Source organism: Streptomyces sp. NPDC005963 (genome assembly GCF_040638655.1).
Classification (GTDB): domain Bacteria; phylum Actinomycetota; class Actinomycetes; order Streptomycetales; family Streptomycetaceae; genus Streptomyces.
In genome coordinates this window covers 331,151-342,971 of record NZ_JBEXVD010000002.1, presented here as the reverse complement: position 1 = coordinate 342,971, position 11,821 = coordinate 331,151, and the positions used below count along the sequence as shown (strand labels likewise).

Annotated in this window: 9 protein-coding genes; 1 reads left to right on the top strand and 8 read right to left on the bottom strand. The window is 69.4% G+C overall.

Annotated features, from left to right (window positions below; genetic code table 11):
• Nucleotides 1–30 precede the first annotated feature (30 nt).
• From ABZ348_RS04720 to ABZ348_RS04705, 4 genes are all read right to left on the bottom strand, one after another.
• The gene (locus tag ABZ348_RS04720; protein WP_358929319.1) at nucleotides 31–717 is read right to left on the bottom strand and encodes an ABC transporter ATP-binding protein; all 687 of its coding nucleotides are present in this window, start codon (nucleotides 715–717) and stop codon (nucleotides 31–33) included.
• A complete protein-coding gene (locus tag ABZ348_RS04715; protein WP_358929317.1) occupies nucleotides 714–1,238 on the bottom strand; it encodes a PadR family transcriptional regulator in 525 nt (174 codons plus the stop codon). The genes ABZ348_RS04720 and ABZ348_RS04715 overlap by 4 nt, the downstream gene beginning before the upstream one ends.
• 78 nt (nucleotides 1,239–1,316) lie before the next feature.
• Complete coding sequence (locus ABZ348_RS04710; RefSeq protein WP_358929315.1) at nucleotides 1,317–1,562, bottom strand: hypothetical protein; 246 nt, start codon at nucleotides 1,560–1,562, stop codon at nucleotides 1,317–1,319.
• Nucleotides 1,559–2,503, bottom strand: a complete 945-nt coding sequence (locus ABZ348_RS04705; RefSeq protein ID WP_358929313.1) for an SPFH domain-containing protein — start codon at nucleotides 2,501–2,503, stop codon at nucleotides 1,559–1,561. The genes ABZ348_RS04710 and ABZ348_RS04705 overlap by 4 nt, the downstream gene beginning before the upstream one ends.
• A 476-nt stretch (nucleotides 2,504–2,979) precedes the next feature.
• On the opposite strand from ABZ348_RS04705, the gene ABZ348_RS04700 reads away from it, so the two are divergent.
• Entirely contained in the window at nucleotides 2,980–5,220 is a 2,241-nt protein-coding gene (locus ABZ348_RS04700; RefSeq protein WP_358929311.1) for a transglycosylase domain-containing protein, read from the top strand.
• Nucleotides 5,221–5,283: 63 nt separating this feature from the next.
• On the opposite strand, the gene ABZ348_RS04695 is transcribed toward ABZ348_RS04700, so the two are convergent.
• The 4 genes from ABZ348_RS04695 to ABZ348_RS04680 all read right to left on the bottom strand — a co-directional run bounded on the left by ABZ348_RS04695 (nucleotide 5,284) and on the right by ABZ348_RS04680 (nucleotide 11,714).
• Complete coding sequence (locus ABZ348_RS04695) at nucleotides 5,284–6,747, bottom strand: catalase (protein WP_358929309.1); 1,464 nt, start codon at nucleotides 6,745–6,747, stop codon at nucleotides 5,284–5,286.
• Between the two features lie 377 nt (nucleotides 6,748–7,124).
• A complete protein-coding gene (locus tag ABZ348_RS04690; RefSeq protein ID WP_358929307.1) occupies nucleotides 7,125–9,056 on the bottom strand; it encodes a SpoIIE family protein phosphatase in 1,932 nt (643 codons plus the stop codon).
• A gap of 516 nt (nucleotides 9,057–9,572) precedes the next feature.
• On the bottom strand, nucleotides 9,573–10,253 hold the full coding sequence (locus tag ABZ348_RS04685; RefSeq protein WP_358929305.1) for a DUF402 domain-containing protein: 681 nt from the start codon (nucleotides 10,251–10,253) through the stop codon (nucleotides 9,573–9,575).
• 66 nt (nucleotides 10,254–10,319) lie between these two features.
• Nucleotides 10,320–11,714 (bottom strand): class II fumarate hydratase, encoded by a 1,395-nt coding sequence (locus ABZ348_RS04680; protein ID WP_358929303.1) that lies wholly within the window; start codon nucleotides 11,712–11,714, stop codon nucleotides 10,320–10,322.
• Nucleotides 11,715–11,821 lie beyond the last annotated feature (107 nt).

Below are 11,821 nucleotides of genomic sequence, written 5' to 3'. Positions count from 1 at the left end.
GGTGGGGGAGGCGGGGGAGGTGGAAGGGGGTCACAGGGCGTGGTCGGGATCGCGGGTCATGCCGTCGCGGACGATGATCTCCCGGTCCGAGTAGGCGGCAACACGCGTCTCGTGCGTGACGAGGATGACGGCCGCGTTCGACGACCGTGCCGCCTCGGTCAGCAACTCCATGACCCGCTCGCCGCTGTAGGAATCCAAGGCTCCGGTCGGCTCGTCGGCGAACACCACCCGCGGCGAGGTCACCAGGGCGCGGGCGACGGCCACGCGCTGCCCCTGGCCGCCGGAGATCTCCCCGGGGCGTTTGGCGCCGACTTCGGTGACCTCCAGACGCTCCAGCCACTCCACGGCGGTCGCCTCGGCTGCCTTGCGACGTATCCCCGCCAGACGCAACGGCAGGGCCACGTTCTCCGTACAGGTCAACTCCGGGACGAGTTGCCCGAACTGGAAGACGAACCCGAAGTCGGAGCGCCGCAGCGCGCTGCGTTCGGCGTCGGAGAGCGCACCCAGGTCCTGCCCGGCGTAGCGAACCGTGCCCGAGTCCGGTGGGACGATCCCCGCGAGACAGTGCAACAACGTCGACTTGCCGGAGCCCGACGGGCCCAGCACCGCCACCACCTCGCCGGGATGGATGGAGAAGGAGGCACCCGCGAGGGCCGAGGTGCGGGCGTAGGACTTGTGGAGGTCCTCGGCGACGAGGAGGGACCCCTCGGGGATCATGCGCCGACCTCCGCGGCGAGCCGGTCCAGCCGGGTGGAGGTCAGCTCCAGCCAGCGCAGATCGGCTTCGAGGTGGAACAGCGCGTGGTCGCAGATCAGTTGGTCCGCCAAGTCGCCGTGCCGTTTGCGGTCGGTGAGCACCCGCATCAGCCGCAGGTGCTCGGCACGCTGGGTGTCGAGCAGGGCGCCGGCGCTGCGCCCGGTGAGCAGGGCGATGACCACCTTGGTGTACAGGGTGGACTGGAGGTAGGGCTCCGGCTTCTCCGGGTGGGTGAGCCAGGTCGACACATCGGTGATCCCGGCTTCGGTGATCGCGTAGCGCTTGCGCTCCGGTCCGCCGCCCGCCTCGATGCCGTCGACCTCGACCAGCCCGTTCTTGAGCAGCCGCGACATGGTCGAGTAGACCTGTCCGTAGTGCAGAGGACGGTCGTGCCCGAACTTCTCGTCGAAGGCACGTTTGAGGTCGTAACCGTGGCGCGGCCCGGATTCCAGGAGCGCTAGGAGGGTGTGACCTATCGACATGCCCAGCACTGTACGTGGTGAGTACGGCCCCTTTGCATACGAGCGCCCGAACCGGTGTTGACCGGCCCGGGCGTTCCCTCACTCCTGCGTCGGGGCTGTCGGGGGCGGCTGCTCCCCGGGGGTGCCCTTGGGCGGACGACCCCGCCGGGGGATGGGACCCACGCCCCCCGGCAGCCGACCCGCCTCGGACAGTGCACGTCTTAGCAAGTACTCGATCTGTGCATTGGTGCTGCGCAGTTCGTCGGACGCCCAACGGGCCAGCGCGTCGTAGACCACCGGGTCCAGCCGCAGTAGTACCTGCTTGCGCTCGGCCGGGGGCGTCACTGGTAGAGAGTGCCCGTGTTGAGGACCGGCTGGGCCGAGCGGTCCCCGCACAGCACCACCATCAGATTGGACACCATCGCCGCCTTCCGTTCCGCGTCCAGTTCCACGATGTCCCGCTCCCCGATCCGGTTGATCGCCTCTTCGACCATGCCCACCGCACCGTCCACGATCAGTCGGCGTGCCGCGACCACGGCGCCCGCCTGCTGGCGCTGGAGCATGGCGGAGGCGATCTCGGGAGCGTACGCGAGATGGGTGAAGCGGGACTCGATGATGTGCACACCGGCCGCTTCGACCCTGGCGCGCAGTTCGACGGCGAGCTTCTCGGTGATCTCCTCGGCGTTGCCGCGCAGGGACAGACCGTCCTCCTCGTGTGCGTCGTAGGGGTACTCGATGGCGATGTGACGCACGGCGGCCTCGGTCTGGGTGGAGACGAACTCCAGGAAGTCGTCCACCTCGAACAGCGCCTGAGCGGTGTCCTCGACCTTCCACACGACGACGGCGGCCAACTCGATCGGGTTGCCGTAGGCGTCGTTGACCTTCAGCACGGCGGTCTCGTGGTTGCGCACCCGGGTGGAGATCTTCTCCCGCGAGGTGAGGGGGTTGACCCAACGCAGCCCGTCGGTGCGGATGGTGCCCCGGTAGCGGCCGAAGAGTTGGACGACCCGGGCCTCACCGGGCGCGACCATGTTCAGTCCGCACATGGCGAGGAACGCCGCGAACGTGATCAGACTGCCGAGGACGACCAGGGTCGCGATCAGCGCGGGACTGCCGGTCATGGCGCCGAAGACGATGGTGAGGACGCCCAGGGCGAGGCCGAGCAGTCCCAGTAGGAGCGCGAGTCCGCCGCCGATGCTGTGCGCGGCGAACTCGCGGACGCGCGGTGCCGGCATCTGCGGTACGTCGTCGGTGTGTGGAGCGTTCGTGGCACCGGTTGTCGTCATGGGGTCCCCCGTTTTCCATGTCCGTTCGGCCGTGGCCGGCATGAGGTCACGGCCGGAGCGATCCCTCGGAGAGTGATGTGCTCCAGCTAGCTAAGTGATTACACATTATCTCGGCAGGCGTCAGCGGGGCAACCTTCTGCACCCCCCGGTGGTCGGTTCCAGCGGGCGGGGTGCTGTTTGTCACGTCCGTAAAGACCGGATCGGTGGACCTTTGTCACAGGAGCCGGTGCTAGTTTTCTGAGCTGCTTCCTGCGTGCGGCCTGGTCCCGGCGGGCGGCACCCAGAACCGGAGTCAACGGCACGGGCGGTAGCCGTCCGGACGGTTCGCGCCGCCGGGTGCGGGCAGCCGTCAGGCATCGACGCCGCACGAAGCGGTGACCGACACCCGGCACCGGTGGGCGGACCTGCGGTCAGCAACAGCCACCGCCGGACCGACCGGTGCCGATGACAGCGAGCGAGAGCGGAGCGGACGAGCGATGGGCCGAGCGGAAGCCCGACGGGCGCGGGAAACCGGCGCCCGCCAGTCCAGAAGGGCCGCCACACCCCAGGGCATACGACGCTTCTTCACCTGGAGGAAGCTCCTGGGCACCTTCCTCGGGCTCTGCCTGCTCCTCGTGGGCGCCTTCTTCGTCGTCTACCTGTTGGTTCCGGTGCCCACCGCCAACGCCCACGCGGAGATGCAGAGCAACGTCTACAAGTACAGCGACGGCAAGATCCTCACCCGTACCGGCAAGGTCAACCGCGAGATCATCGGTCTGGAGAAGATCCCCGAGGACGTCCGGTACACCTTCGTCGCGGCGGAGAACAAGTCGTTCTACAAGGACCACGGCGTCGACCTCAAGGGCACGACCCGCGCCCTCGTCAGCACCGTCACCGGCCGCGGCAAGCAGGGCGGCTCCACGATCACCCAGCAATACGTCAAGAACTACTACCTGGACCAGGACCAGACGGTCACGCGCAAGCTCAAGGAGCTGGTGATCGCGCTCAAGGTGGACCGGGAGAAGAGCAAGGACGAGATACTCGCCGGGTACATCAACACCAGCTACTACGGGCGGGGCGCCTACGGAATCCAGGCCGCCGCCCAGGCGTACTACGGGGTGGACGCCGGGAAGCTGACCCTCGCACAGGGGGCGTATCTGGCCGCCCTGCTCCAGGCGCCGAGCCAGTACGACTGGGCGGTGGCGTCCGACACCGGCAAGAAGCTGGTCACCGAACGCTGGCGCTACACCCTGAACAACATGGTCGAGGAAGGCCGGTTGGACGCGGCCGAGCGCGATCGGCTGACCTTCCCCGTGCCCAAGGCGCCGAAGGCGGCCCCCGGGATGGAGGGACAGACCGGCTATCTCGTCGAGGCCGCCAACGCCGAACTCGTCCGCCAGGGAGTCAGCGAAGAGGACATCAAGGCCGGCGGCTGGACGATCACGCTCACCGTCGACAGCAAGCGGCAGAAGGCGTTGGAGAAGTCCGTCCAGAAGGAGTTGGAGGCGAAGCTCGACCGCAAGGGCGACAAGAAGGACGCCACCGTCCAGGCCGGCGCCACCTCCGTCGACCCCGAGACCGGTGCCGTCGTCGCGCTCTACGGCGGCATCGGCGCCACCGAGCACTGGCTGTCCAACGCCACCCGCCGCGACTACACCCCGGCGTCCACCTTCAAGCCGGTGGTCCTCGCATCCGCGCTGGAGAACGAGGCGAAGACCCAGGACGACCAGCCGATCGGGCTCAACACCATCTACGACGGCACCAGCAAGCGTCCGGTCGAAGGCAGTGACACGCCCTTCGATCCGGAGAACGAGGACGATCGCGACTGGGGCCCGGTCAGCGTGCAGAAGGCCACCAACAGCTCGATCAACTCGGTCTACGCCCAGATGATCGTCGACGTGGGACCCGACAAGACCAAGAAGACCGCCCTCGACCTCGGGATGCGCGACGGCAAGGACTGGCCCGAGCGCCCCGCGATGTCGCTCGGCACCATGCACGCGTCGACCTGGGACATGGCCGGGGTGTACGCGACCCTCGACAACCACGGCAAGAAGGTCACGCCGACCATCCTGAAGTCCGCCGAGCACCAGTTGCGCAAGCCCGACCTGGCCGACCCGATTGGCAAGCAGGTCATCAGCCGGGGCACTGCGGACACCGTGACCTCCGCCCTGGAGGACGTCGTGCGCAACGGCTCGGGACGCAACGCCCAGGGCGACTACGACGCCGCAGGCAAGACCGGCACCGCGGAGAACAACTTCGCCGCCTGGTTCGTCGGATACACGCCGAAGCTCGTCACGGCCGTCGCGCTGTTCGGCGAGAAGCAGGACGGCACCGGCCGGGTCACCCTGACCGACGCCATCAGCCCCGGGCGGACGGGCGGCGGTGGCTATCCCGCCCGGATCTGGCAGGAGTACACGGCCAAGGCGCTCGGCCAGGACGCGGACGCCCGCTTCGACCTGGAGGTCAAGGAGCCCGCCCGCAGCGAGCCCGAGCCCGAGCCCTCGGTGTCGAACGAGCCGAGCCCCACTCCGAGCAAGTCGTCCGAGCCCACCGACGACCCGTCGCCGAGCCGCTCGGAAGCGGAACCCGAGCCGTCGGCCGAGGAGCCGTCGCCGAGCAGGTCCGAGGCGGAACCCGAGCCCTCGACCAGCAGCAGCCGCTCGACGGAGCCCAACCCCAAGCCCAGCAGGTCCGGCCGCCCCACCCAGGGCAGCGAGGGCAGCAGCTCCCGCGAATGAGACAGGACGGCGGCACCCAGCCCTGTGGCCGGGTGCCGCCGTCACGTCGTTCAGGGAGGGGGCTCAGCCGCCGTTCACCTTGTTGGCGATCCGGTCACCGATCTCCTTGTCGATGTTGCGCCAGTACTGGAAGGCCCGGTCCAGGATCGGCCGGGACACGCCCTGGAGCAGATGTCCGGACACGTTCGCCACCAGCCGGTCGCGCGCCGCGTCGTCGAGCACCTCACGGACCTGGGTGCCCGCCTGGCCCCAGTCGTCGTCCTCCCGGTGCACCTTGGTCGCCTCGCGGACCATGTCGCCCGCCGTCGCCCAACCCGCCGGATCGCCGAAGCGGTCCACGTCCGCCGCCGGCCCGCCGAAGGAGTTCGGTGCGTACGGCATCGAGGCGTTCGACGGCACGTACCGCATCGGGCCGTCCTTGGCGTACGAGTTCACCGCGGAGTGCGGCCGGTTCGGCGGCAGCTGTGCGTAGTTCGGGCCGATCCGGTAGCGATGGGTGTCCGGGTACGAGAACAGCCGCCCGAGCAGCATCTTGTCCGGTGACGGGCCGATGCCGGGCACCAGGTTCGACGGCTCGAAGGCCGCCTGCTCGATGTGGACGAAGTAGTCATCGGGGTTCTTGTTCAGCACCATCCGACCGACGTCGATCAACGGGTAGTCGCCGTGCGGCCACACCTTGGTCAGGTCGAACGGGTTGAACCGGTAGTCCGGCGCGTCCTCGAAGGGCATGATCTGCACCTTCAGGCTCCAGCTCGGGGCGTTCCCGGACTCGATCGCCTCGTAGAGGTCCCGGCGGTGCTTGTCCGCGTCATGACCGGCCAGCTCATCGGCCTCGTCCTGGGTGAGGAACTCGATGCCCTGGTCGGTCTTGAAGTGGTACTTCACCCAGAACCGCTCGCCGCCGCCGTTCACCCACATGTACGTGTGCGAGCTGTAGCCGTTCATGAACCGGTAGGAGCGGGGGATGCCGCGGTCCCCCATCAACCAGGTGACCTGGTGCGCGCTCTCGGGGGAGAGCGTCCAGAAGTCCCACTGCATCTCGTTGTTGCGCAGCCCGGTCGCCGGGTGCCGCTTCTGGGACCGGATGAAGTCCTGGAACTTGATCGGGTCGCGCACGAAGAAGATCGGCGTGTTGTTGCCAACCATGTCGTAGTTGCCGTGCTCGGTGTAGAACTTCAGCGCGAACCCGCGCGGGTCGCGCCAGGTGTCGGGCGATCCCAGCTCACCCGCGACCGTCGAGAACCGGGCCAGCATGTCGGTGCGCTTCCCCGGCTGGAAAAGGTCCGCCTTGGTGAACTGGCTGACGTCATGGGTGACCTCGAAGAAGCCGTACGCTCCCGAGCCCTTGGCGTGCACCACCCGTTCGGGGACCCGTTCGCGATTGAACTGGGCCATCTTCTCGATCAGATAGTGGTCCTGGAGCAGGATCGGCCCCGCAGGGCCGACGGTGAGCGAGTGTTCATCGCTCTCCACCGGGATGCCGGCGTTGTTGGTCGTGTACGGAGCTTTGGGCGATGTCTCGGTCACGAGCGTCCTCCCGGGGCATGGGGGATGAGGGTGTGGTCGCTTCGGCCGTGTGCCCCAGTCAACTCCGCCGACACTTCGTCGGCAACTTTTGTACGGATCCGTCCCCCCGGTGCTCGGACCCGTCCGTCCGACCGGTGGCCCGCGCGTGGGGTGAGCGGGGACGCTCGATGCCCCCAGGGGCCGGGCCCTGAACCCGATCGGGTGACGGCCGTCCGCCGACGTCGTCCGCTCGGGACGCCACGGGGAGAAGACTCCGGATGGACGCCACCGACGGCTCAGCCGCCCATGGCTGAGGGCCGCATCCCCGAACCGGGGATGCGGCCCTCAGCTCGCGCTACCGGGGCGCCGGGCGCGGGTGCGTCACAGCGCGGCCGGGTTCAGGCCCGGGTGGGCAGCTCGAACCAGACCACCTTGCCGCTGGAGAGCCGGGTGGCACCCCAGCGCCGCGCCAGTCGGTTCACCAGGAACAGCCCGCGACCACCCTCGTCCGTATCGCGCGCCCGACGCTGTCGGGGCAACTGCGGAGAGTCGTCGCCGACCTCACAGCGCAGGACGTCCGTCCGCAGCAGCCGCAGGGTCACCGGGCGTTCCGCATAGCGCACGGCATTGGTCACCACCTCGCTGACCAGCAGCTCTACCGCATCGCTGAGCTCCTCCAGACCCCATCGGGACAGGGCACGGCGAGCCAGCCGGCGGGCCCGCCCGGGGGCGGCGTCCTCCGGCTCCAGGAACCAGTAGGCGACATCACTCGGCGCGATCCCGTCGAAACGGGCTGCGAGCAGGGCGATGTCGTCGTCCCGATCGCCAGGTCCCAGCATGTCCAGGACGTCGTCGCAGAGCGCCTCCAACGGCGGTGAGTGATCGGGACCGGTCAGCTGTGCGGTCGCGGCCAGCCGCTCCCGGAGCTGCTCGATGCCCGTCCACACGTCCCTCAGCCGGGACTCGACCAGACCGTCCGTGTACAGCAGCAGGGTCGCCCCCGCCGGTGCGTCCAACTCCACAGCCTCGAAGTCCACCCCGCCGACACCGATCGGCGCCCCGGGCGGAACCCGCAGCACCTCGGCCCGGCCACCCAGATGGAGCAGCACCGGTGGCGGATGGCCGGCGTTGGCGATGGTGATCCGGTGCGAGACCGGGTCGTAGACCGCGTACATGCAGGTCGCCATCCGGTCCGTACCGAGCCGCTGCGCCTGTTCGTCCAAGTGGTGCAGCACTTCCTGCGGCGGCAGGTCCAGCCCGGCGAGCGTCTGCGCGGTCGTCCGCAGCTGGCCCATGATCGCCGCAGACGTCATCGAATGCCCCATGACGTCGCCCACCACCAGCGCCACCCGACTGCCGGGCAGTGGAATGGCGTCGTACCAGTCGCCGCCGACCCGTGCGGTCTCGGCCGCGGGCAGATACCGCGACGCGAGGCGCACTCCGGTCGGCTGGGGCAGCGAGTCCGGCAGCATCGTGCGCTGGAGCTCGTCGGCGATGTACGCCTCCCGCCCGTACAACACGGCCTTGTCGATGCCGAGCGCGGTGTGCGTGGCCAGCTGGGCTGCGACCAGCAGGTCGTTCGGCTCGAAGGCCGGACGGTCGGGGCGCCGGACGAAGACCGCAGCACCGATCACCCGCCGGCGTCCGCGCAGCGGGGCGAGTATGGCGCGGTGTCCGTTCGGCACGGTCCGATCGGCGCCCAGCAACTCGGGCAGGGCTGCCCGGGCCGCGGCGGAATCGCCGAAGACCGGTCGCACCCCGCGCAGCACCTCCGACAGCGCACCACCGGGCCGCACCTCGCACAGCTCCGAAGCGGGTGTGAGATCGGTGTGCGGATCGACGGACGGCGAGGTGAGGGACGAGGTCGAAAGGGAGGCGCCGGTGACGCCGGCGAGCAGCGCGGAGGTGCTGAAGTCGCCGCTGTCCTCGGCTAAACGCAGCCGATCGGTTCGCCGCAGCCGCAACACGAACGGCGCGACCGGGCGCTCGTCCCCGACGGGGAGCGGGTCGCGGAGGAAGACCAGGATCGCGTCCGAGAACGTCGGCACGGTCGCCCGACACAGCCCCAGCACGATCTCGTCGAGGTCTATGCCACGAGCGATCCTGCGGGTCGCTGCGCCGGTGAAGCGCAGCCGGTCACCCTCGCGCCGCGCGGTCGCCGCCAGATCCTGCATGTCGGCCGGCGGGCCGTTGGGCGCGGGGACCACGGAGGGGGCGGCGGGGGCGGGCACGGCTGGCGAACCGGCCGAATCCGCCCGCGGCCGGGTGCGTTCCTGGGGCCTCGCAGCCAAGGGCTGGCGGCCTTCGTGGGAGGTTGGCTGCTCCGTCACGCGTGGGCTTCCGTCCGTCTGGGCCGGGTGTGCGATGCGAACGCCTCGTGAGGCGGTGTACCCGCTCTACAGGTGGCGTCGACAGGGTGGCGGGCATCCGGCACGGCTCCACCCCCTAGAAGTAACTTGTGCTGACTTGGTGACTTACGGTCAGGTCGTGCGCTGCGCCGAAGAGTTACCGGTTGGTTCCGAGCGACTCCGAACGACGCAGCCCTGCGGACGACGATCCTACGTTTGCCCCCAGGGGGCGTATCAAGAGTCTCATGGCCTTGTATGCGCCGGAGTGTGTTCAGGGACCGGAGTCCGACATCTTGCGGGACGGGTGTCCGACGCACCCGCGGGACCATCATGCCCCCGGAGGTGCACCCGTTGAAGTCACCTCGCGCCGGCAACCTCGGCCCGAGTGCCGCGGGGCGGCTCCCGGGGGCGGGCGGGGCGCCCGCTCTGTGCCGGGCCCGCCCCGACCGTCGCGTGCGTGAGGGACGGGACGGGCCGTGTACGGCGGCCCGCCGCTCCTCAGGACGCCAGCCTGGCGGCCGTGCGATCCCAGTCGGCCGGCAGCTCCGGCACCCGCCAGCCGGGGTCGGGCCGCCAGTGCTCCCATCCCTCGGAGAACGGCGCCGCCCAGGCGTGGATGACCTCCACGGCCGCCAGCCCGGCGGCCCGCACCTGCACGGCCTTCTGGGCGTCCATCAGACCCACCCGCTGGGCCTGGTCGAACTCGTCCTCGTCCTCCCAGCGCCAACTGCGATCGGGATAGACGCAGATGTCCAGAAAGTGATCCTCGGAGTCGATGCCGTCCGCCCAACGGGTGCGGGGCTCCTCCAGGTTCACGTACCAGTTCTTGAACCGCCAGCCCGGCTCCCAGAACAGCCAGACCGACCAGGGTTCGCCCGGTCGGGCCAACTTGAGCACACCAGTGCCAAACCAGTGGTCGCGCTTGACCGTGCGCGGAGCCGTGTAGCGGGTGGCGAGCGGCTGTTCGTGGACGGGGGTGCCGTCCACGAGCACCGGCTTCACACATTCCGTACCCGGAGCCATCCATACGGCCAGCACGTCGGCGGTGTCCTGGACGACGGTGACGGGGCGGCAGATGTCCACCCCGTAATGTCCCGCCAGGTCCGGGGCATGGCCGCGATAGCGCCAGAGGATGTGGTCTCCGGGGCTCCAGCGTTCAATGCGTTCCGTGCCTGTCATGAGCAGATTTTAGGAGTACGGCACACCAGTCCGTACCGGATCTTCACAACGGCCCGTCCCAACGAGCTACGGGCGGGTCATCCGCAACACGTCCAGGGCCTCGTCCAACTGTTCCAGCGTCAGGGCGCCGCGCTCCACGTACCCCGACTCCAGCACGACCTCGCGGATGGTCTTGCGCTCCGCGAGCGACTTCTTGGCGACCTTCGCCGCCTCCTCGTACCCGATGTACTGGTTGAGCGGGGTGACCACGGACGGAGAGGACTCGGCGTACTCCCTGGCCCGTTCGACGTTGGCGGTGATGCCGTCGACCGTGCGGTCCGCGAGCAGCCGGGACGCATGGGCCAGCAGCCGCACCGACTCCAGCAGATTGCGGGCCAGCACCGGCAGCATCACGTTCAGTTCGAAGTTCCCCGCGGCGCCCGCGACCGTGACCGTGGTGTCGTTGCCGATCACCTGCGCGGCGACCATCAGCACCGCCTCGGGGATCACCGGATTGACCTTGCCCGGCATGATCGACGAACCCGGCTGGAGGTCGGGCAGATTGATTTCGGCCAATCCGGTACGCGGACCACTGGCCATCCAGCGCAGATCGTTGGCGATCTTGGTGAGGGAGACGGCGATCGTGCGCAACTGGCCGGAGGTCTCCACCAGGGCGTCCCGGGCGCCCTGCGCCTCGAAGTGGTCGCGGGCCTCGGTCAGCGGCAGCCCGGTCGCCCGGGCTACCTCGGCGATCACGGCCGCCGAGAATCCCGGCGGGGTGTTGATGCCGGTGCCCACGGCCGTCCCCCCGAGGGGCAGTTCGGCCAGCCGCGGCAGCGCCGAGGCCAGCCGCTCGACCCCGTAGCGGACCTGCGCCGCATAGCCGCCGAACTCCTGGCCGAGGGTGACGGGTGTGGCGTCCATCAAATGCGTGCGCCCGGACTTGACCACATCGGCGAACTCGACCGACTTGCGCTCCAGCGAACCGGCGAGGTGCTCCAGCGCCGGGATCAGATCGGCGGTGACGGCCGCGGTGGCCGCGATGTGGATGGAGGAGGGGAAGACGTCGTTGGACGACTGGGAGGCGTTCACATGGTCGTTCGGGTGGACCGGGCGCCCCAGGCGCTCACCCGCGAGCGTCGCCAGCACCTCGTTGGTGTTCATGTTCGACGAGGTGCCGGAACCGGTCTGGAAGACGTCCACGGGGAAGTGGTCGTCCCACCGTCCTTCGGCGACCTCGGCCGCGGCCTCGGCGACGGCCTGCGCGATGTCCTCGTCGAGCACCCCCAACTCGGCGTTGACCTTGGCGGCAGCCGCCTTGATCCGGGCCAGTGCCTCGATGTGCGCCCGCTCCAGCCGCTGCCCCGAGATGGGGAAGTTCTCCAGCGCCCGTTGGGTCTGGGCGCGCCACTTGGCGTGCGCGGGCACCCGCACCTCGCCCATGGAGTCACGCTCGATGCGGTGGTCGGCGGCGTCGGTCATCGGGACGGTACCTCCAGCTCAGGGGGCCCGCCGGGCGCGGTCCCCCGCGGATAGGTGAGCGGTTGTCCGGTTCTTGCTATTCCCCGCTGCGTACCGACCAGTAAATA